Here is a 21,202-nt window from a genome sequence, read left to right on the forward strand (position 1 = left end):
CCCTTTGGTTTCAGGCTTGCTTGTCCTCTGCCTGTGCCTCCTCACAGCCCCGAACGTGGGCACCGCCGCCGGCACCGTACCCCCGCTGCGCTCGGAGGTCCGTATGCTCAACGGCCGTCCGACGATACATCTCAACGGTGAACCGGTCAGCCCGATGGTTTACGCCCTGACGGACGTCCCCGGAGGGCGCTGGTCGTGGGAAGAGCTCCCCGCACGCAACATCGGACTCTTCGCCGCTCGCGGGTTCCGTCTGTTCCAGGTGGACCTGTTCTTCGACCATTGCTGGCGCGAAGACGGCACGATGGACATCTCCCTCGCCCGCCGCCAGATCGCCGGCGTGTTGCAGGCCCGGCGCGATGCCGCTGTCATCATCCGCTTTCACGTGACCGCTCCAAAATGGTGGATGCGCCGCCACCCCGAGGAATGGGTCCGCTATGCGGACATCCATCCCCGCAACGAAAGCACGGAAGGACTCCCGCGCATCATCGAAGAAGATAACGGCCCGGTGGAACGCGTGAGCATGGCATCCGCTCTCTGGAAGACCGAAGCGACCGCACGGCTCCGCGAATTCCTCCGCCTGCTGGCGAAGTCGCCCGAAGGCCGCGCACTCGCCGGGATCCAGGTCGCCAACGGCGTGTATGGCGAATGGCACAACTGGGGATTCTACCGGAACGAACCGGACGTCAGCGAACCGATGAACCACACGTTCGCGGTGTGGTTGCGGAAACGCTATGGAACCGATGAGGGACTCCGCCGCGCATGGAATGATCCTGCCGTGACCTTCGCGTCGGCACGCGTGCCGGGCCTGGATGCACGAACCACGACACACGGGGTCTTCCGCGACCCGGCCGCCGAACGGCGCGCGTCCGATTACTACCGGTGCGTCCATGAACTGGTCGCCGACAACATCATTCACTTCGCCCGTACAGCGAAAGAATCGTGGCCGCGCCCGCTCATCGCCGGGACATTCTACGGGTACTACTTCTCCACCTTCGACCGTCAGGCCGCCGGCGGACACCTCGAACTCCAGCGTGTCCTCAATGCACCGTCCATCGATTATCTCTCCGGCCCGCAGGCGTATGAACCGGAAGCCCTGAAGCCAGGCGACGCCTACCGCTCGCGTAGCCTCGTCATGTCCGTCCGCCTCCACGGCAAGCTCTGGCTGGATGAGATGGATGCCGAACCGACGATACCGATCCCGCAGGCGGGCGATCACGACCTCATCCTCCGCAACGGCGTTGCCGCCGTGCGGCGCAACACGCTGTTCAGCGCCACCAAGGGCATGGGACTCTGGTTCTATGATTTCGGTGTGGCGGGCGTCGATCTCGACAACATCCGGTACAACCAGCGGGGGAGCCGGGGCACTTGGGATCATTCGGTGATCATGCAGGACATCGCCGCAATGAAGGTGATCGTGGACGCACGCATGCGGTCGCCGTATACCAGTGCTGCGGATGTCCTCTTCGTCTATGACACCGGGAGCTTCTATCAGACGGCCAGCCTGCGTGGTACCGATCCCTTCAGCACGCTCACGATCGATAACGCTACCCTCGCGGCATTCAAAAGCGGTGTCGTGTTCGATCCGGTCCATATCGACGATCTCCCACGCGTCGATCTGCAGCAGTACAAGACGGTCGTCTTCGGCAATGTCTGGGCCCTGACCCCGGAACAGCGGTCCCTTCTGCGGACGAAGGTTGCCACCGGCGGCCGGACCGTGGTCTGGTACTACGCACCGGGCTACAGTGATGGAACGGCATTGGACGCCGGACACTGCACAGCCCTCACCGGGTTCACCCTGGTCCCCGAAACGACCGCGACCGCTCCTTCGGTGGTGCTCACGATGCCCGGCGACACGGCAAGGACGTACACGACCGGAACGACGGCTGTCACTCCCCTCTTCGCCGTGGATGATCCTGCGGCAGAGGTGTTCGGGAAGTACGCGTCGAGTGGCCATGCCGCCGTCGCACGCAAAGTATTTCATGATCACACGGCATGGTACATTGCCGTTCCTCATGCCGGAGACCAGCCGCTGCGCTCCATCCTCCGTTCGAGCGGCGCACATGTGTACGCCACGCACGGCGAGATCGTCTATGCGGGGAACGGACTCCTCGTGGTCCATATGAAGAACGGGGGCACCCATCCGATCACGTTACGCTCCGGGAAGACGGTGCGGTTCGATCTCCCCGCCGGAAACCATACACTCGTCCTCGACCCCGGCAATGGAGCGCCATTGCTGCCGGTCTCCCCTGAAATACCCGACCGGTGAACGCACCCACCGGAAGGCTGACGATCCGCACGAACGTGTGATACTGAGGAACAGGAACCCCATGAAAGCACTTCTTCTCGAGAACATCCATCCGCGTGCCTACGATGCATTCCATCGCGGCAGCGCCACCATAGCGTCCGCCGTGGGGGCCATGGACGACGATGAACTCATCGAAGCACTGCAGGGCGTTGAACTGCTCGGTATACGGTCGCGCACCCAGATCACCCGGCGGGTCCTCGCGAATGCGCCGGACCTGCTGGCGATCGGCGCGTTCTGTATCGGGACGAACCAGATCGACATGCAGGCGGCATCCTTGAAGGGTGTTGCCGTGTTCAATGCACCCTACAGCAACACCCGGAGCGTCGCGGAACTCGTCATCGCCGAGATCATTTTCCTGGTCCGGCGGGTCTACCCCAAGGTCGTGCGTGCGCATGCAGGCGGGTGGGAGAAATCCGCGGACCACGCCCGGGAAGTGCGCGGGAAGAAGCTCGGGATCATCGGTTTCGGCAACATCGGCTCACAGGTCTCCACCCTTGCGGAAGCGATGGGGATGGACGTCTACTACTACGACACCATCGACAAACTGTCGATCGGCAACGCGACGCGACTGGGATCGGTGGACGAAGTATTGCAGATCGCGGATATTGTGACGGTCCACGTGGATGGCAACCCCTCCAATAAGAACATCATCTCCGAACGGGCGTTGAGCCTGATGAAACCCGGGGCATGCCTGCTGAACCTCAGCCGGGGACACGTGGTGGATATCGATGCGCTCGCAGCGGCGCTACGGTCGGGGCACCTCGCGGGCGCAGCCGTCGACGTCTTCCCGACGGAACCGCGGGACGGCAACGAGACATTCACCACGCCGTTGCACGGACTCCCGAATGTTCTGCTCACACCGCACATCGGCGGGAGCACCGAAGAGGCACAGGAGAATATCGCGGAGTTCGTATCGGGCAAACTGGTGGAATATGTGGCCACGGGTGCAACGGCAGCGAGCGTGAACTTTCCGCGCATCACGGCGCCACGGACCGATGGGCACCCTGCACACCGCCTGTTGCATATCCATGAGAACGTGCCGGGCGTGCTCTCGGCGATCAATGGGATCTTCGGCAAGAACAACGTGAACGTCATCACCCAGTACCTCCGCACGAACGAACACATCGGCTACGTGCTTGCGGATGTGGATGCGCATTACAAGGACGCGTTGTTCGACGACCTGCAGAGGGTGGCGCACACGATCCGCGTGCGGATCATCTGATGGGATCAGGAGGTGTGTGAGACAGCACCTTCGATGAAGGAGGTGATCTCGGGAAGGGTCGGCACAGAACCCTGGGCCCCGGGACGGGTCACGCAGAGCGCGCCGGCCGCATTGGCCGCACGCACGGCATCATGGAGGGAGTGATCCTTGCTCAGGAACGCCGCCAGGACGCCATTAAAGACATCCCCTGCCGCGGTGGTATCGATGGGAAGGACCGGGAACGACGGGACGACCTCACGCCCCGCCGGTGATGCAATGTAGACACCGCGTGCACCGAGCGTCACAAGGACCGTACCCACACCGCGTTCCAGCAGCACTCCCGCCGCCGCATCGAGCTGTTGGCCATCATCCACGGCGATGCCTGTCAGCATTTCCGCTTCGACCTCATTGGGCGTAAGGAACGCTATGCGACGAAGAAGGTCCGACTCCAGAGCACAGGCGGGGGCGGGGTTCAGTATCACGCGGACACCCGACGCGGAGGCAACATCGACGGCTGCACGCACGGCCTGCAACGGACACTCCAGCTGCAGCAGAAGGACGTCCGCGGCAGCGATCGCACCACGGGCACGTTCCACATCGGCCGCCGTCAGGTTTGCATTGGCACCCGATGCAACGACGATGGAGTTCTCACCGCGGTCATCCACGATGATCCATGCCGTGCCCGTCGGATGCTCCGTATCGCGGATGATGTACGAGGTATCGATGCCCTCCGACCGCAGGCTGTTGACCGCTTCTTCGCCGAGAGTGTCGGCGCCGACCTTACCGATGAACGTCACCTGGGCGCCGGCACGCGCGGCCGCAACCGCCTGATTCGCACCCTTGCCGCCGTGCCCGCGTGTGAACGAACCATTGATGACGGTCTCGCCGGGACGGGGGATACGAGAGGTCCGGACGACCATGTCGGTATTGTAGCTGCCAACGACAACGACCCGGTTCGACATGCGTTACCTGTGGGGTTCGGGCGGTGCAACGGATTCCCGCACATTCAACCGCGGCTCAAGCAGAACGCGGCGCGGGCTGGAGGATGGATCCCGCAGGCGCCGCAACAGCAACGTCACCCCCTTCTCACCCATCTGCTCGATCGGCTGCTCCACGGCACTCAACGCGGGGTAGAGATGCTGGGCGAAACTGGGATCATCGAATTGGATCAGGGAGACATCACGCGGGATCGTCTTGCGCTCCACCCGCATGGCATCCAGTGCGCCGAGTGCAATGAGATCGCCGGCGGCGAACACCGCCGTGGGCGGTTCCGGAAGATGCAGGAGCTGCTTCATGCCGACGGCACCATTGAGCGTTCCGAAGTCATCACCGACGATGTACTCTTCACGCACCGGGATCCCTGCATCGATCAGTGCCTGCTTGTAACCGTTCAACCGCCCGGTGTTCGCGTAGGTCCCGGGGAGGCCCTGCAGCATGGCGATACGCGTATGCCCATGGTCGATCAAGTGGCGCGTTGCCGCATATGCCCCCTTGATATTATCGACGCTTACCGCATCGACGGGCATGTCGTCATAGAGACGGTCAAGAAGAACAAGCGGGATCGAACCACTTGCGAATTGTTCCAGATGTGCGCGCTCCAGGCCGACAGCCGCGATCAGAAGTCCATCCACCCTGTTTTCGAGGAGCGTCTTGAGTGCTTCCTGCTCGAGGTGGGTATTCTCATCGGAGTCGCACACGACAATGCTGTAGCCGGACTTTCGGGCTTCCTTGGTGATGCTTTTCACCATCGTCGCAAAGAACGGGTTGGCGAGGTCCGCCACAATGATCCCGAGCTGATGGGTCTGGTTCAGCCGCAGTCCGCGCGCAATCTTGTTGGGCGTGTACCCGAGTTCCTTCGCCACCCTGCGGATGCTCTCCTTGGTTTCATCACGGATCTTGTACCGATTGGAGTTGTCGTGAAGGACGCGGGAGACGGTGGAGACGGAGAAGCCGGTTTTCTGGGCTATATCACTGAGTGTGCAGGCCATGTGCCTAGGCAATCGTTTGCATCAAATATACGTTTCGGTGATGGCATTGTCAAGACCATTCCCAAAAACGAACATCCTCTTCGCAAATTCGCGATTCCGACCCGCTGAAGCCAGAAACAAATCTACTAATCACCGCTATCCGATATTGGTACGACTGTTGCATAGTGACACATGTCCGAAGGAGCAGAACGGCTCTCAGCACCTCGGCCACGCGACCACCACCAACGTTCCATCATTCGAGGAGACCACCATGTCCGATGCACTTACAAGGAAGCAGTTCCTTCAGAACGGATCGAAGGCCGTAGCCGCAATGGCTGTCGGCGCGGGAGCCCTCAGTCTGGTTTCACGTTCTCCGCTCTCCGCGGGCCCGTCCATGGCCGCATGGCCCTACCCCTACCAGGCGCTCGATGTGGAGGTCGTCCGAAACTACGGACATCAGGCGTACTACGCAAAGGGGTGCTGCTATGGCGCGTTCTACGGCCTCGTGAAAGCACTCGCGGAAAAGATCGGCGAACCCTGGAGTTCCTTCCCGGCAGAGATCATGGTCTATGGTTCCGGCGGCGGCGCGGGCTGGGGTGCCACCTGCGGGGCGCCCAATGGCGCAGCGGCGGTGATCTCCCTCGTCTCTGCCCAGGCGCGTATCAGCGTACTCGCCAGCGAACTCTTCGGCTGGTATGCCCAGTCCAAATTCCCGACAGACCAGTCCAATGACCGCGCCGTTGCGCACACGTTCACAGAGAATAGATACGACCAAACCCTGGTACAAACCATCAGCGGGTCAGTCCTGTGTCATACATCGAACGCGCTCTGGGTGAAGGCCTCCGGATTCAGGAACTCGAGCACCGAGCGGAAAGAACGCTGCGCCCGCCTCACCGGCGACATCGCCGCGTATGCTGCGAAGATCCTCAACGATGAACTCGCCGGAACTTTTACCCCGCTGTACGTCGCCCCGGCATCGGTCGGCACCTGCATGACCTGCCACGGCGCGTCTGCGACGGACACGGTCGCGGCGAAAATGGAGTGCAAACAGTGCCACGGAGATCCACACTCCTCCTCCGGCGTCGCCGAACGCATCGGTGAACCGGCGACCTATCACCTCGATCAGAATTTCCCGAACCCCTTCAACCCGGAGACACGCATCCAGTTCTCGCTCCCGAAGGCGGAACGGGTCGACCTCGCGGTGTATGACGTCCACGGGCGATTGGTCAGAGAACTCACGGACTTCCAGGAGTTCGCGGCCGGGACCTATACCGTTGCATGGGATGGCAAGGACGCCGATGGCAAGCGCGTCGCCTCCGGCGTCTATTTCACCCGTATGCAGGCCGGTACATTCTCCACCACAAAGAAGATGTCGCTGATAAAATAGTGGGAGAGGCGGTCCCGCCTGCATTCGCTCAGCGATCGTCCTCCAGGTCCTCCATCGCTGCACCCGTATCCTCACGCGGGCCGGTGCATGCACCGCCCTGGTCCCTCTCCTGCCCCCCCCAACCCATCGATCCTGCGAATGAAATGCGTTTGAGAAACCCATCCCGATTGCGTATCTTGCCATACCATTCTGAAAGGTCTCCCATGCGCCCGTCTCTCCTCCTCCACACGTTCGTGGCACTCCTGGTCATCGTCCTGGCTGCGCCCCTCGCCCCACTCCGGGCTCAATCACCCTCCCCGAAAACCAACATGGCCTGGTGGCGCGACGCACGCTTCGGCTTGTTCATCCACTGGGGACTCTATGCGGTCCCGGCAGGATCCTGGAACGGCAGGACGGACTACGGTGAATGGATCCGGTTCTCCGCTCAGATCCCCCTGAAGACGTACGATGGCTTCGTCCCCCGGTTCAATCCCACAAAGTTCGATCCCGCATCGTGGGTGCGCATGGCGAAGGCGGCAGGGATGAAATACATCGTCATCACCAGCAAGCACCACGACGGCTTCGCGCTGTTCGATGCGCCGGGGACGGACTTTGATGTGATGTCCACGCCTTTCAAACGCGACATCATGAGAGAACTCTCTGACGAATGCCACAAGCAAGGCATGCGCATCTGCTGGTATTACTCCATCATGGATTGGCACCATCCGGATTATCTCCCGCGCCGGACATGGGAGACCGACCGCGATACCGTGGGCGCACGCTTCGACCGCTACGTCGCCTATATGAAAGAGCATCTCCGCACGCTCGTCACGAAATACGGCGACATCGGGATCCTCTGGTTCGACGGCGAATGGGAGTCCACCTGGAACATGACCCGCGGTGCTGACCTCGCGAAGTTCGTCCGTTCGGTGGCGCCGCACATCATCATCAACAACCGCGTGGATGGCGGCCGCGCGGGCATGCAGGGATTCTCGGCAGGCGGCGTGTCGGCGGGTGACTACGGCACTCCCGAACAGGAGATCCCTGCGACGGGCCTGCCCGGCGTGGACTGGGAAACATGCATGACGATGAACGACCACTGGGGATACAACGACCATGACACCGCATGGAAGTCATCGAAGGATCTCCTCCGCATGCTGGCCGATATCGCCTCCAAAGGCGGCAACTATCTCCTGAACATCGGGCCGCGGGCGGACGGCACATTCCCGCCCGAGAGTATCGAGCGACTCGCGGCGATCGGTGCCTGGATGAAGATCAACGGCGAAGCGATCCACAGGACCACCGCGAGCCCCTTCTCCACACTTCCCTTCGGACGCTGCACCCAGAAGACCGTCAAGGGCGGCACCCGGCTCTACTTCCACATCTTCGATTGGCCGGCCACGGGCCAGATCCTTCTCCCCGGTTTGACGAACAAGGTGCGCAAGGCCTCCCTGCTCGCAAACCCCGCACACACGGCGCTTCCCGTTCGCGCAACGGATGAAGGTATCATGGTCACACTCCCGGCGGCCTCACCCGATGCCATCAATGCCGTGCTCGCCGTCGACATCACCGGCGCCCCTGCCATTGTCACCGCACCTCAGATCCTGGCCTCCGCGGACATCTTCTGCGATACCCTGCATGTCTCGCTTGCACCACAACCGGCCGGTGTGACGACCCGTTACACGCTCGACGGCACCTCCCCGGTCCTCTCTTCCGCGGCGGCAACATCACCGATGATCGTAACGGCCACCACGACACTCACTGCCCGGAACTTCAGGAAAGGTGGACCCGTTGGCATCGGGTCATCGCGCACATTCCGCAAAGTCGAACCCTCTGCGGCGGTGGCGGTCAAAGACCCCGCTCCGGGTTTGACCTATGCACACTACGAAGGACGGTGGAAGATGCTGCCGGATTTCCGGACGCTCACCCCGGCGAAGACGGGGGTCATTCCGGATTTTACTCTCGTGCGTCCGGCCGGTGCGGAGTGGTACGGCATGCGCTATGATGGTTTGCTCCGCATCGATGCCACAGGCGTGTACGCGTTCACGCTCGCATCAGATGATGGAAGCCGGCTGACCATCGATGGGCAGGTGATCGTGGACCATGATGGTCCCCATTCGCTGTCGGACCGCTCGGGCATCATCCCCCTGGCAGCAGGGTATCACCGCATCGCTGTCGACTTCTTCCAGGGCGAAGGGGGCGATGGCCTGGTGGTCACATGGGCCCGCGCCGGTGCTGCCCCTGGAGCGATCCCGGCAGATCGTCTGTTCCACGAATAGCGCTCACAATACCACACAGGTGGATACCATGGACATCCAGCGACGCATTGCCATGATGGAATTGGCGCTCACGCGCCAGCTAAAGACGAACGTGGCTGCCGACACGAAGGTCTCCACGCTGATCGGGATCAACACGACCATGCTTGCCGTCCTCGCCGCCCTCATCACCCGCATCGGTGATGCCTCGGTCTGGATGGTGCTGCTGGTCGTCCTCTCTGCAACAGGCCTCCTGATCGGGATCCTCTTCCTCTCCCTCAGCTCGGGACCACGCACGTCGCGGACCACATCCTCGATCATCTTCTTCGGGAGCATCGCCCGCATGACCGATACCGCCTATAGCGAGACCGTGAAGAATATCACCGCGGAAGAGTACCTGGACGATCTGATCGAACAGACCCACCGTACAGCAGAGATCGCCACCGCCAAATACCGGTGGATCCAGCGCGCGCAGCTCGCGTGGTACATCTCCATCGTCCCGTGGCTCATCGCGGTCTACAACCTCGCACAATGAATGCACTCAACCCCTCCACGAACACAACGACCGATCCAGCCCGCATGACCCACCGCGAACGCTTCATCGCAGCCCTCGAACGCCGCCCTCTCACCGGCCGGGTGCCACACTTTGAACTTGTCTTCTTCCTGACCATGGAGGCCTTCGGACGTGTGCATCCGATCCATCGCCACTATGCGCAGTGGGACCAGATGGAAGAGCGGGAGCGGGAACTGCATCGGCGGGACATGGCGGACCTCTACATCCGGACGGCCGAGCGTTTCGAGCACGACGCGATCTTCATCCACCAGAACCCCGATACGGTGGAGGAGACGTGCCGGCTCATCGACATCATCCGGGAGCGGACGGGCGACAGATACTTCCTCATGATGCACGGGGACCCGACATTCGCGATCCCCGACGGCGAACGGCTTTCCCAGTTCTGCTATCGCATTGCCGATGATGCCGATGCTGTGCATGCAGAAGCGCAGGCCCTCGTGGAACAATGGGCCGCAAGGGCAGAAGCACTCAAGGCGCATGGCGGATTGGATGGCTTCGCTCTCTGCTCGGACTACTGTTTCAATGAAGGTCCCTTCCTCAGCCCGGGGATGTTCGCCGAGTTCATCACGCCCTACCTGAAAGATGCCATTGCACGCTACCGTGCCATGGGCTTCTACACGATCAAGCATACCGATGGGGATATCCGTCCGATCCTGGACCAACTCATCGAAACGAATCCGCACGCATTACACTCGATCGATCCGCAGGCAGGAGTGGATATCGCGGAAGTGAAGAAACGCTATGGCGGGCAGGTGTGCCTGATCGGGAATGTGAACTGCGGCCTGCTGCAATCAGGAACCGAGGATGAGATCCGGGAGAACGTGCGGTACGCTTTGCGGCATGGCATGCCTGGCGGCGGGTACATCTTCTCGACGAGCAACTGCGTCTACACCGGCCTCCCCCTGGAACGATATGAAATGATGCTCGAGACCTGGCGCGCCGAAGGGAACTACTGATCGTGGGGACAGCGGGCGTGGGTCAGACCCACGCCTCGTACACCGCTTCAACGTTCTCCCGCGCATTGTCCTTCCCCCATTCACATTGCGCGATCACGCCGCCCGTACCGTCATCCAGGGCGGTGCGGACCCTCTTCACCGCGGCGCGCACGTCCTCCGGTGTCCCATACGGAAGCACTCGCTGCCTGTCGATCTCCCCCCAGAACGTGATCTTGCCGCGGTACTTCCTTCCCAGCTCCTCGATGTTCATGCAGAAGAGCTGTGAATTGAGCGCATCCACACCCACCTCGATCAGGTCCGGATAGATCGCTTCGATGTTCCCATCGGAGTGGAAGAACACGCGCTTCCCGGCGCGATGAATGATCTCACAGAATTCTTTGTAGATCGGTTTGAAGACGGCGCGCCACATCTCCGGACTGATCAGGAGGGAGATGTTCGACCCCCAGTCATCCATGAGGATGACCCCATCCACCGAGGAGCGGGACCAGAGCATGACATCCTCGCGGTAGAAGTCGCGCACCATCCCGATAAGGGTTCGCACCTCCGCGGAATCATACGCCAGGTCCATGTACAGGTTCTCCGTCCCCCGCAGGAACTGCAGCCGTTCGAACGGGCGGGCGCACACACTGGAGAGCACGAACTTATCGGACCCCTCGCACATCCTGTTGATGTAGTCCCAATCGCGCGTCTTGAGGAAATCCCACGGCGGCTGGAAATGCGGCAGCGCACCCCAGTCGGCAAGGACCGGCCCTTTCACTTCACCCACAACGCCGGGCTCGGCAACATGCCAGATGCTCCCCCACTCGTCGGTATAGGTACCGGCATGTGCGAGCTTCGCCAGGTCCCTGTCGTCGGAACCCGGACTGATCTCAGGGCTTGCGAAGTCGGACGGAAAGCGGCGGAGGAGAGCATCACGCTCCTCACGACGGAAGAGGGTCACATAGGGTAACACCCACAGATCGCGCGGAGCGCGGTCCGGCGTGCGATGGTCCAGGGTTGCGAGGACTCGTTCACGGGAGGTCATTGTCGCTGCTTCTGCTGGTGGATCCGGTAGAGCGGAATGGTGAGAACGAACGCAGCCAATATACGGAAGAATTTCGAAAGAGGACAGCAGGTATCAGTCATGCTTCTTCTGATCGAGAGCGGCACGGAGGGCGTTCACCTGCTCATCCCCCGCAAGTGCAAGAAGCGTATCGCCTTCTTCGAGGACCGTGGCCCCCGTCGGAACAAGGTAGGTGTCGTTCCGGCCGACAAGCACGATGAGTGTATCCCGCGGCAATCCGAGTTCCACGATCGACTTCCCCGCCGCCCCGGAACCGGCGGGCAGGACGAGGTCCACCAGGTCGGTGTTGATGCCATCGGACGAGATCATCTCGAGCGGATACTTCTTCCGGCGTTCGGCGGGGGCATCCACCTTGAAGAACCGCGCGACCGGAGGGATGGACCATCCTTGCAGCAACGCCGACGTGAGCACCACGAAGAAGACGAGGTTGAAGATGCGGTCCGCGTGCGCGATGCCGGCGATCAACGGGAATGTTGCGAGCACCACAGGGACGGCACCCCGGAGGCCTGTCCAGGCAATGAAAAGCCGTTCGCCCCAGGAACGTGACGTCAGGCCGGGCGAAAGGAGGACACCGGCCGGCCGCGCCACGAACATGAGGAAGACCGAGAGGAGGAGGCCGGCACCCAGGTCGCCCAGCGCCCGCGACGGCGTCACGAGCAGTCCCAGGGCAAGGAACATGCTGATCTGCGCGAGCCACGCCACGCCGTCGAAGAACCGGATCATGCTCTTCTGATGCAGGTACCCACCCGCTCCGGCGACGATGCCGATGAGATAGACCGCAAGGAATCCGCTCCCACCGATCTGTGCCGTGATGGCATAGGAGAACGCGGCGAACGCAAGGCCGAACACCGGATACATCGCCTCGTGCGAGAACCGTATCCGGTTGAAGATGAACTGCATCGCCTTCCCGAGGCCTATGCCCGCCACCGCACCGAATCCCATCTGTTTGATGAACAGGACCACGAAGTCCAGGATCCCGGTCGTTGGATCCTGGATGTACGCGATGATCCCGATCGTGAGAAGGACCGCCATCGGATCGTTGCTGCCCGATTCGAGTTCAAGCAACGGGCGGAGCGTCCCGCGCAGGTTCACATTCTTCGTGCGGAGCACCGAAAAGACCGCAGCGGCATCGGTGGACGAGATGACCGCCCCGAGCAAGAGGCCGTACTCCAGCGGGAAGCCGAGCGCAAGGTGGGCGAACAGTCCGGCAACGAGGGCCGTCACCAATACCCCGACGGTGGCCAGACTGAACGCATGGAAGGCAACGGGCCGGGTGTCCGACCAGTGCGTATCCAGGCCGCCAGCGAACAGGATGAAGACCAGACAGATGATGCCTACGGACTGCGTGAGGCCGGTATTATCGTAGACGATCCCGCCGGGGCCATCCACCCCCGCCAGCATGCCGATGCCCAGGAACAGCACAAGGACCGGCACGCCGGCATTGTCCGACAACCGGGCGATCGCGATGCTCAGGAGGATCAGAGAGGACCCTATCAACAGCAGGAGTTCCAGGCTCATACCAGAAGATACAAAAATCCCCGCGTCGTTCAAGGGGAACGCGCTCCTCAGATCCCCGTCGCCCCAGCAACGGATCGGGACCAATGCTGATTTTGCAACACCATAAAAAAACTCGTACCTTAGAAGGACGTATCACCGCCACCAGAGAAGGACACAGTGACAATGAAGAAGATCGTACTGCTCCGCCACGGCGAGAGCACATGGAACAAGGAGAACCGGTTCACGGGATGGACCGACGTCGGACTGAGCGAGAAGGGCATGGAGGAAGCGCGTGAGGCGGGCCGGACACTGAAGAAGGATGGGTACGTGTTCGACGTGGCGTACACCTCGGTGCTGTCGCGCGCGATCAAGACGCTCTGGACCGCGCTCGAGGAGCAGGGACAGATGTACCTCCCGATCCATAACACGTGGCGCCTGAACGAGCGTCACTACGGCGGGCTCCAGGGACTGAACAAGGCAGAGACCGCGGAGAAGCACGGGATGGACCAGGTGAAGATCTGGCGCCGCAGCTACGACATCCCGCCGCCGCCGCTCACGCTCTCCGATCCGCGCCATCCGTCGCACGATCCGCGGTATGCCGGGCTCGATCCGAAGGACATGCCGCTGACGGAATCTCTGAAGGATACCGTTGCCCGGTTCCTGCCGTACTGGCACGAGACCATCGCTCCTGCCGTGAAGTCCGGCAAGCGCGTGCTCATCGCCGCCCACGGCAACAGCCTCCGTGCCCTCGTGAAGTATCTGGACAATGTCCCCGAGTCGGAGATCGTGGAACTGAACATCCCCACGGCCGTGCCCCTCGTCTATGAACTCGACGACGACCTGAAGCCGATCCGCCACTACTACCTCGGCGATACTGCAGCGATCGAAGCAGCAGCCAAAGCGGTCGCCGACCAGTTGAAGAAAAAGTAGCGCAGCCTGCGCCGTGTGATACAAGACAGTCCGTCCCGATGTTCGGGACGGACTGTTCGTGTTTCTAGCCTTCGGTCCGTTCCCCCTCGACGATCACGTCGAAGTTCAAACGTTTCTCCACGATCAGGAAGTACGGGATGGCACATCCGGCGAGGGCCGCGGTCGCAAGGAACGCCGTCTGGTACCCGAACTGGCCGATCAAGAGCCCTGTGACAATGGAACCAGTCCCGATCCCCGTATCGAACGCCGCAAGCACACTCCCGAATGCGGCCCCCCGCCTGTTCGCCGGTACACGCTGGATGATATAGGCCGAGAACACGGGAAACACGTTCCCGATCCCGAGTCCATACACGATCGCGGCCGCGATGAACATGGCCTTGGTCGTCCCGAAGGCAAGCAGGACCAAACCGAGGAAGATCAGCGCAAGGCTGGGGATCATGATCTTGTGATGGCCGAGCCGGTCTGCAAGTGGTCCGGCCAGCGGGCGTGTCAGGAGGATCATGATGGCATTCACCGTGAAGAAGAGACCTGGCGGTTCGATCCCGTGCGCACGGGCGAAGACGGCGGAGAACGCCGTAGCGCCTCCATGCCCTACCGCATACATGAAGAGCGCGGTCGAGAGGGCCAGGACCCGCCATTCCACGAGATCGCGCAGGCCGGGGAGCGGGCCGGGGGGCACTTCGTGCCGCGCAGTCTCCGGGAGTCTCCAGGCAATGAGAAGCATCATCAGGTTCATCACCCCGATAGAGACACAGAGCCAGACCCATCCGAAGGAATAGATCCAGAGGCCCAGGGACGGGGCGGTGGCGACCGCCAGGATGCTCGCCATCCCCCAGTAGCTGATCCCTTCCGCGCGGCGATGGGCGGGTATGATGTCCGTGATGTACGCGGATGAAGCGGAAAGGAGCCCCGACCAGAAGATCCCATGGAAGATCACGATGACCAGCGGGATGTGATAATTCGGACTCACCGCATACCCGACAGAGAACACCGTCAGCGCACCACTTCCGATCATCAACACCTTCCGCCGCCCCCAGCGATCCGCCAGAGCACCGGTCAGCGGGGCCGACAAGGCCGACGCGTAGGTCAGAAATCCGAGAAAGAGCCCGGCCGTGAATGTTGTCCCACCGAGGTCGATGATCCGGAACGGTGCCGTCGGGAAGAGTTGAAATGCTGAGAGGAAGACGGTGAAGGAGTAGAGGCACATCAGAAAGAACTGCGGCGTAAAAAGCCGGTCTTCCGGTGCGACGGGCTCACGCTTCAGCACGACGGCCTGCCTCCCGGCCCCGCCGCGAAGAGGTCGCGCAGGACCGCGATATCGCGCACACCTGTCAGGTCCGGAACGTGCTCCGCAAGGGGGATGGCACGCACGGCGTGCGGATCTGCCGACAGCAATGCCACCACCGCGGCAGGGAGTTCTTTCTCACCGCGCACCGGATGCAGCGGGAGACGCTCGAGCACAGGAAGGATCGCGTCGTAGGTGAACCGGAAGATGTTCATGCTCACCCCGATGCGGCCGCTCGTCTCACGTGCGCGGGCGAGTTCCGACGCACCGGGCTTCTCGATGATCGCCTGGAGATACCCGGCCGCATCCTTCACGAGCACCGCGAAGTTGCGGATGCGTTCTTCGTCGAACTGCAATGCCTCACGGTCATAGTCGATGAGCGCATGCGGTGATGCGCATTCCGCAAGGAGCCGGAACGCACGCGGGGAATACAGGTTGTCGCCGTTACAGACCGTGAACGCCTGCCCCGACCATTCCGGAGCCGCGTGCAGCGCATGTTCGAGCGCATCGGCCGTGCCGAGGGGTTTCGTTCTTCCATCGGGAATGGGCTGGGTGGCGAAGGTCCAGCGGATGCCGGGGAATTCGCCGGCCGCCGAACGCTCCTCGATATACTCTCTGAGGGCTGCATTGCGGGCACCAAGAAGAAGCACAACATGCGTGTACCCGGTGGATGCCGCATTCCATGTCAGGTAGGAGATCAGCGGGCGCCCGGCGGGATCAACGCCCACCATGGTCTTTCCGCCACGGGCGATCTGTGCCGATGTTTCGGCATCAGGTGCTCCGAATTGCGATGCGGTGGCCGCCATGCGCGATGAGAGGCCGCCGGCAAGGATCACGAGACGGTGGCCGGTGGCCGGAGAGCGATCAGTCTGCACGGACGCCCTCCGCCATGCTGACCACCCAGGCTTCACCGCCGGCATCGCGCACGGCCTGCGCGACCCGCTCCGGATCTTCGGGGGCGTAGGCGAACATGCACCCACCGCCGCCCGAACCGTTGATCTTGGCTCCATACGCGCCCGCGGCATTCGCCGCCGCGATCATCCGGTCGATCTTGGGCGTAGAGATCCGAAGCACCTCGCGAAGAACTGCCTGATGCTCGGTCAGCAGTCCGCCAATATGCCGGTGGTCCGGTGATGGCGACATCAAGACCTGTCTCGCATCATGCGTCAATTGCCGGTTCCTGATCGTGCCCTGCAGAAGCGTCGCCTGCTCCTCGTTCAGTTCAGGAGCAAGGTCCGCAATGGTGCCGGCCGTTGCGGTCTGCAAGGAGAAGCCGGGATGCCGGCGCTCGAGTACGTGGGAAAGCGCCACGACCTGGTTCTTCACGCGCGCAAGAATGCCCTTGGTGTCTTTCGGCTCACGCGAATTGCCGAGCACGAATGTCCCGAGGGGGACCGACAACTTCTCGATCCGTAGCGCCGGAGCGAAGTCGATGGTCAGGATGCCACCCAATGCCGTGGAGTAATGGTCCATCTGTCCGCCGGGTTCGCCGAACTCGATGACCTCAGCTTCGTGCGCAAGCCGGGCACATTCTTCGGGAGAGAGCAGTTGTTCCTGATCGCTCAGGCGCCCGAGGACGGCTATCCAGGTCACCAGCATGGCGGAGGAACTCGATGTCCCCGCATTGATGGGGATCTTCCCTTCCATCCATGCACGCAGACCTTTGCTGAAGGTGAACCCGTGGCGGCGGATGACATTCACGCCGCTCCGCAGATAATCCCGGTCGTTCCGGTACTCCAACGGACCATCCAGCGAGAACCTGTCGCCGGACTGCAGATCGGGAAGATCGATGTGGACCGTCCGCTCGTCCGTGTGCCGTGCATCGATGGCGATACGAAGGGAAATTGCGCAGGGGATGACAGGGAGATGGAGGTAGTCCTGGTGTTCGCCGAAGAGACACACCCGGCCAGGAGTGGAAAATCGTACGTTCGACATTGCCTGCAAGGATAGTGGAGACGATAATATACGTCATTCTATTCTGAATTGCAGGAAAGGAGAGAGTGTGGTCCGCAGGGAAGGCCGGAGAAGCCGGGCATAAAAGCACAGATGGTGACGGCGTTTCCCCTCGCGCCGTCACCATCTCTCCCCGGTGATAAATACGTGGATCAGCGGTGGTTATACCCCTGTCTCACGGATTCTATCGTATACAGCAATTCCTCATCTGCGCGCTCCTTCAGCACCACCGCGGTAGCGCCCGCCTGAAGTGCGCTTCGGGTGAACTCCGGACCGGGATCATCTGACGTAACGATCACCGGCACAGCAGAGCCCACGTGACCCTGGATGCTCTTCAGGATCTCCAGCCCCGGCCCCCCGGGTAAAGTGAGGTCCACAACCAGCAGATCCGGCGACCCGGAGGAAACCTCCTCCAGGAGCTCCGTCGCATTCTTCGCCTCATGAACGATGCAACGGTCGAAGCCATCCTTCATGATCTGCATCAATCCGCGCCGCACAAGGGGGTGCGGCTCCGCTAAAACGATCTGCATCTGGTCTTGGTGAGTGGTGGTCAACATGATCAATGCTTTGCTCGTCCAACGTACGGCGCAGGAAAGCGTAAATCAATTCCTGAAAATCTGATTCTGAGGGGAAAAAACAGGAGGGAGACCACATGTAAATGTAGGAATCCGAGGATACCGTGTAGGTATTGCAGGAAGTCAATATGGCAGATATATCTTACTTCATGACATAGCCCTGGGCTATGGCATAATGAATGAGGTCAGCGTTGTTCACAGCATTGGTCTTTTCCATGAGACGTGCCCGGTAGGTGCTGACGGTTTTGGTGCTCAATGCCAGCATTTCAGCCATTTCTGACAGTGTCTTTCCCTCGGCGATCAGACAGAGTACCTGGATCTCCCGGTCAGAGAGCTCGATCGGCTCAGGAAGGTCCTTAAGATTGGCCACCGAGTCGAACGCGATCTTCCGGGCAAGGCCCGGACTCATATACCGCTGTCCCTTGAGGCCAAGGTTGATCGCGGTGGTCAGCTCTTCGGAAGCACTTTCTTTCGGGACATACCCTACCCCCCCCGCGCGCAGGACCCGGACAGCGAATTGCTCCTCCGGATGCATGCTCAGCACCACCACCGGCAGGTGCGGCCGCTCCTGCTTGAGGTCCTTCAACACATCCAGCCCGTTCCTGTCAGGCAGGGTGATGTCCAACACCACGGCATCCCAGGTCTCCGCGCGGATAAGCGTCATGAGCTCGGCCGCGTTCTGCGCTTCCGTGACCTCACAGGATTCAAATGCATCAACAAGGATCTGCCTGATCCCCCGTCGGACTACCGTATGATCATCCACGATCAGGAATTTCACGTTCTTTCTCCCTATGAGACAGGAACAACAACGCTCGCGATGGTTCCACCGGACATGCCCGGGCCGATGGACAGCGTACCGCCGATCCGCTTCGCCCGCTCCTCCATCCCGAGGATACCGAGTGATGTGCGCCGTTCCGCATCCGACACACTGATACCGCGGCCGTTGTCAGACACCGCGAGCTCGAGCGAACCGTTGACCTGTCGCATGCGGATCTCGACATGTGTCGCGTGTGCATGGCGCGCGACGTTCGTCAGCATCTCCTGAAAGATGCGGAATAACTCCGTTGCGGCTTCGCGCGTAAGAGGAAGATCCTCCATGCCGAGATCAAGGTCGCACGGGATGCCTGTGCGCTCCGAGAACTCCCTCGTTTGCCACTCCATCGCAGGAACAAGCCCCAGGTCATCAAGGATCGCCGGGCGAAGCTGCCCGGCGATCTTCCGTACGGTATGGATCGCATCCTCGAGCAGACCATTCATCTGCCCCATGCGCTGTGCAACCGCATCAGGAATGCCCTGGCCCAGGTCCAGCACACGGCGTCGGATCCATGCAAGGTCCATCTTCAACCCCGTCATGATCTGCCCGAGCTCATCATGGATCTCGCGGGAGAGCCGCGTGCGCTCTTCCTCTCTCACCGACTGAAGCCGCACTGCCAGGGCACGCAACTGCTCTCCGGATTCACGCAACTGGCGTTCGCTGCGTTGCCGCTCGGTGACGTCCTCCGTGTGCACCAGAACCAGGTCCGGCGGCACGAATGCAAAACTCACGGTCAAATCTGCTACCCGCGACACCGTCTGATACTCATAGCGGTAGTCGGTACGGATCGTCGTCCGCGACCGATAACACTGGTCCAAGAGGACACGCCCTTCCGGGGCATGAGGCAGGACCTCCTCGTACACCAGCCCGACCCACTTGGCGGCATGGCCAAGGGTGATCGTCAATGCAGCATCGTTGTAGTCCGTCAGCCGGTACCCTGCCTCCTCTCTCCGGAACGTGAACGTCGGGATCGGGTTCCCCTTATACTGCGCCCGGAACCTCGCTTCATTCTCACGTGTGACCCGGTTGTACGCCCGGTTGCGCAGCCAGACCAGGAGGGCCAACGAACAGAGCGCCAACCCCGTGACCGTTGCGGGGATGAAGAAGATCGGACGGAGGTAGAGCGGAGGAGGGACATCGAACCACACAGGATTGACCGGGGCCGCCGTCACCGTCGGGGAACTCTTCGCTTCGACATCGAACTGGTAGGTGCCGGGACTCAGATCGCGGAACACGACGGCGTGATCGATCGACCAGGGAGACCAGCGTCCACCCGAGAGACGATAGCGCGTTTCGATCTGATCGGTCGGGATGTCGCCCCACGCTGCCAGGGGTTTCCACGAGAGGGAGACATCATCGTCCTCCACGAGCGGTTCATCGATGATCACACGGGGGGGCTCCTTGTTCAGCCCGTTGAGGTGAAGAACGGCGACGCCGCGGCCTTCGGTACCGACAAGGACCGTTGAATCCAGCGGCAGGACAGGCCAGAGTCGGTCATTGCGCAACCCACTATGGGTTCCGAAATGAAACCAGTCGAGCCTGTTCCAGCACACCAGCCCGGCCTTCGTTGTGACCCAGATCCAACCACGCTGATCGCTCTCGACCTCCCAGATCTCCATCCCAAGAAGCCCGGCTTCCCGCGTCACATAGCGGACACTGTCCCGATTGTCAATATACCCGAGGTCGGCATGTTGATGCGCAAAATGAACGATGTCCGATGAATCGATGGCCAGAGTGAACACGCGGTCGGACTGCAGCCCATTCCCAGCGTACCAGTATGTCCAGCGGCCATCGCGATACCTGCTCAATCCGGTGTACGTCCCGAACCAGTACCCCCCACGTGAATCTTCAACGAAACTGTAGACACGCCCGTCCAGGAGACCTTCTGCCTGCCCCCAGTGGTCGAAGCCATGTTCGCCGAGCATGAACGCACCCGGCTCATCCGCGAAATTCTCCTGAAGAACGCCGGAACGGTTGATGCACAGAAACCACAACCTCCCCCGCCTGTCCCGCGTGATGCGGTGAATGCGGGGAGCCTTGAGCCCCTCCCGCTCCCCAACATGCGTCCACGTCTTGCCATCGAATCGGAAGGCACCCTCGAAAGAAGCTCCACTCCCGATCCAGATGTTGCCTTCCTTGTCCTCGCCGATCCCCGTGATACGGCCCAGGGGCTGGCCGTCGATCGCGTGGATCCAGGTCAATCTTCCGTCGGGCGTTCTCCGCCCCAATCCATCCCTCGTTCCGATCCAGAACGTTCCATCCCGGCCACGGATGACCTCATTGATCCAATTCGAAAGCTTCGATCCGGGTTCGTCCCACTCCTCCCAACGGGAGAGGCCGAGACGACACATGAACAACCCATCGTTGCCGCCGACCCACAGATCACCGTTCGACATGAACCGCACAACGCGGGCCTGGCACAGGCGATGGAAAAGGCGGAAGCCACTTCCAATGACCGCGT

Annotated in this window: 17 protein-coding genes; 7 read left to right on the top strand and 10 right to left on the bottom strand. The window is 61.5% G+C overall.

The genetic code is table 11. The features are described 5' to 3' along the window. Positions 1-103 precede the first annotated feature (103 nt). Together IPI01_14640 and serA are read left to right on the top strand one after the other, a co-directional pair. Complete coding sequence (locus IPI01_14640; GenBank protein ID MBK7259004.1) at positions 104-2,266, top strand: hypothetical protein; 2,163 nt, start codon at positions 104-106, stop codon at positions 2,264-2,266. A 61-nt stretch (positions 2,267-2,327) separates the two neighbouring features. Beyond that, the gene (gene serA, locus IPI01_14645) at positions 2,328-3,527 is read left to right on the top strand and encodes a phosphoglycerate dehydrogenase (GenBank protein ID MBK7259005.1); all 1,200 of its coding nucleotides are present in this window, start codon (positions 2,328-2,330) and stop codon (positions 3,525-3,527) included. Positions 3,528-3,532: 5 nt separating this feature from the next. Here serA and rbsK read toward each other — a convergent pair whose 3' ends face one another. Both rbsK and IPI01_14655 read right to left on the bottom strand, forming a co-directional pair. Beyond that, positions 3,533-4,468: a ribokinase gene (rbsK, locus tag IPI01_14650; GenBank protein ID MBK7259006.1), complete on the bottom strand. Its 936-nt coding sequence runs from the start codon at positions 4,466-4,468 to the stop codon at positions 3,533-3,535. 3 nt (positions 4,469-4,471) lie between these two features. Beyond that, complete coding sequence (locus tag IPI01_14655; GenBank protein ID MBK7259007.1) at positions 4,472-5,494, bottom strand: LacI family DNA-binding transcriptional regulator; 1,023 nt, start codon at positions 5,492-5,494, stop codon at positions 4,472-4,474. A 250-nt stretch (positions 5,495-5,744) separates the two neighbouring features. On the opposite strand from IPI01_14655, the gene IPI01_14660 reads away from it, so the two are divergent. The 4 genes from IPI01_14660 to IPI01_14675 all read left to right on the top strand — a co-directional run bounded on the left by IPI01_14660 (position 5,745) and on the right by IPI01_14675 (position 10,624). Next, positions 5,745-6,860, top strand: a complete 1,116-nt coding sequence (locus IPI01_14660; GenBank protein MBK7259008.1) for a C-GCAxxG-C-C family protein — start codon at positions 5,745-5,747, stop codon at positions 6,858-6,860. 203 nt (positions 6,861-7,063) lie between these two features. Then, positions 7,064-9,118: an alpha-L-fucosidase gene (locus tag IPI01_14665; GenBank protein ID MBK7259009.1), complete on the top strand. Its 2,055-nt coding sequence runs from the start codon at positions 7,064-7,066 to the stop codon at positions 9,116-9,118. A 28-nt stretch (positions 9,119-9,146) separates the two neighbouring features. Continuing rightward, positions 9,147-9,629: a hypothetical protein gene (locus tag IPI01_14670; protein ID MBK7259010.1), complete on the top strand. Its 483-nt coding sequence runs from the start codon at positions 9,147-9,149 to the stop codon at positions 9,627-9,629. Beyond that, complete coding sequence (locus tag IPI01_14675; protein ID MBK7259011.1) at positions 9,626-10,624, top strand: hypothetical protein; 999 nt, start codon at positions 9,626-9,628, stop codon at positions 10,622-10,624. The genes IPI01_14670 and IPI01_14675 overlap by 4 nt, the downstream gene beginning before the upstream one ends. Before the next feature lie 22 nt (positions 10,625-10,646). On the opposite strand, the gene IPI01_14680 is transcribed toward IPI01_14675, so the two are convergent. Both IPI01_14680 and IPI01_14685 read right to left on the bottom strand, forming a co-directional pair. Further along, positions 10,647-11,648, bottom strand: a complete 1,002-nt coding sequence (locus IPI01_14680; GenBank protein MBK7259012.1) for a methyltransferase — start codon at positions 11,646-11,648, stop codon at positions 10,647-10,649. Positions 11,649-11,741: 93 nt separating this feature from the next. Beyond that, positions 11,742-13,205 (bottom strand): potassium/proton antiporter, encoded by a 1,464-nt coding sequence (locus IPI01_14685; protein ID MBK7259013.1) that lies wholly within the window; start codon positions 13,203-13,205, stop codon positions 11,742-11,744. 162 nt (positions 13,206-13,367) lie between these two features. Here IPI01_14685 and gpmA point away from each other — a divergent pair, with 162 nt between their 5' ends. Beyond that, the gene (gene gpmA, locus IPI01_14690; protein ID MBK7259014.1) at positions 13,368-14,114 is read left to right on the top strand and encodes a 2,3-diphosphoglycerate-dependent phosphoglycerate mutase; all 747 of its coding nucleotides are present in this window, start codon (positions 13,368-13,370) and stop codon (positions 14,112-14,114) included. Between the two features lie 64 nt (positions 14,115-14,178). Here the strand turns inward: gpmA and IPI01_14695 are convergent, their stop codons facing one another. The 6 genes from IPI01_14695 to IPI01_14720 form a co-directional block, all read right to left on the bottom strand. Further along, positions 14,179-15,381 (bottom strand): MFS transporter, encoded by a 1,203-nt coding sequence (locus tag IPI01_14695; protein ID MBK7259015.1) that lies wholly within the window; start codon positions 15,379-15,381, stop codon positions 14,179-14,181. Beyond that, positions 15,375-16,274, bottom strand: coding sequence for an NTP transferase domain-containing protein (locus IPI01_14700; GenBank protein MBK7259016.1), 900 nt, complete (start codon positions 16,272-16,274; stop codon positions 15,375-15,377). The genes IPI01_14695 and IPI01_14700 overlap by 7 nt, the downstream gene beginning before the upstream one ends. After that, positions 16,264-17,334, bottom strand: coding sequence for a GHMP kinase (locus IPI01_14705; GenBank protein ID MBK7259017.1), 1,071 nt, complete (start codon positions 17,332-17,334; stop codon positions 16,264-16,266). Before IPI01_14705 ends, IPI01_14700 begins: the two co-directional genes overlap by 11 nt. 170 nt (positions 17,335-17,504) lie before the next feature. Next, positions 17,505-17,882, bottom strand: coding sequence for a response regulator transcription factor (locus tag IPI01_14710; GenBank protein ID MBK7259018.1), 378 nt, complete (start codon positions 17,880-17,882; stop codon positions 17,505-17,507). 187 nt (positions 17,883-18,069) lie between these two features. Beyond that, positions 18,070-18,705 (bottom strand): response regulator transcription factor, encoded by a 636-nt coding sequence (locus tag IPI01_14715; protein ID MBK7259019.1) that lies wholly within the window; start codon positions 18,703-18,705, stop codon positions 18,070-18,072. 11 nt (positions 18,706-18,716) lie between these two features. Beyond that, positions 18,717-21,137 carry a hypothetical protein gene (locus IPI01_14720; GenBank protein MBK7259020.1) on the bottom strand — a complete coding sequence of 807 codons (2,421 nt, stop codon included), beginning with the start codon at positions 21,135-21,137 and terminating at the stop codon, positions 18,717-18,719. Between the last annotated feature and the right edge of the window lie 65 nt (positions 21,138-21,202).

This window comes from Ignavibacteriota bacterium, assembly GCA_016707525.1.
Lineage (GTDB): Bacteria > Bacteroidota > Ignavibacteria > UBA10030 > UBA6906 > JAGDMK01.

Bases quoted from the DNA above. Each gene is read 5' to 3' on its own strand.
- IPI01_14705 (MBK7259017.1), bottom strand. From the start codon at position 17,334: ATGTCGAACGTACGATTTTCCACTCCTGGCCGGGTGTGTCTCTTCGGC.
- IPI01_14640 (MBK7259004.1), top strand. From the start codon at position 104: ATGCTCAACGGCCGTCCGACGATACATCTCAACGGTGAACCGGTCAGC.
- rbsK (MBK7259006.1), bottom strand. From the start codon at position 4,468: ATGTCGAACCGGGTCGTTGTCGTTGGCAGCTACAATACCGACATGGTC.
- gpmA (MBK7259014.1), top strand. From the start codon at position 13,368: ATGAAGAAGATCGTACTGCTCCGCCACGGCGAGAGCACATGGAACAAG.
- IPI01_14710 (MBK7259018.1), bottom strand. From the start codon at position 17,882: ATGCAGATCGTTTTAGCGGAGCCGCACCCCCTTGTGCGGCGCGGATTG.
- IPI01_14670 (MBK7259010.1), top strand. From the start codon at position 9,147: ATGGACATCCAGCGACGCATTGCCATGATGGAATTGGCGCTCACGCGC.
- IPI01_14685 (MBK7259013.1), bottom strand. From the start codon at position 13,205: ATGAGCCTGGAACTCCTGCTGTTGATAGGGTCCTCTCTGATCCTCCTG.
- IPI01_14720 (MBK7259020.1), bottom strand. From the start codon at position 21,137: ATGTCGAACGGTGATCTGTGGGTCGGCGGCAACGATGGGTTGTTCATG.
- serA (MBK7259005.1), top strand. From the start codon at position 2,328: ATGAAAGCACTTCTTCTCGAGAACATCCATCCGCGTGCCTACGATGCA.
- IPI01_14665 (MBK7259009.1), top strand. From the start codon at position 7,064: ATGCGCCCGTCTCTCCTCCTCCACACGTTCGTGGCACTCCTGGTCATC.
- IPI01_14655 (MBK7259007.1), bottom strand. From the start codon at position 5,494: ATGGCCTGCACACTCAGTGATATAGCCCAGAAAACCGGCTTCTCCGTC.
- IPI01_14660 (MBK7259008.1), top strand. From the start codon at position 5,745: ATGTCCGATGCACTTACAAGGAAGCAGTTCCTTCAGAACGGATCGAAG.
- IPI01_14675 (MBK7259011.1), top strand. From the start codon at position 9,626: ATGAATGCACTCAACCCCTCCACGAACACAACGACCGATCCAGCCCGC.
- IPI01_14680 (MBK7259012.1), bottom strand. From the start codon at position 11,648: ATGACCTCCCGTGAACGAGTCCTCGCAACCCTGGACCATCGCACGCCG.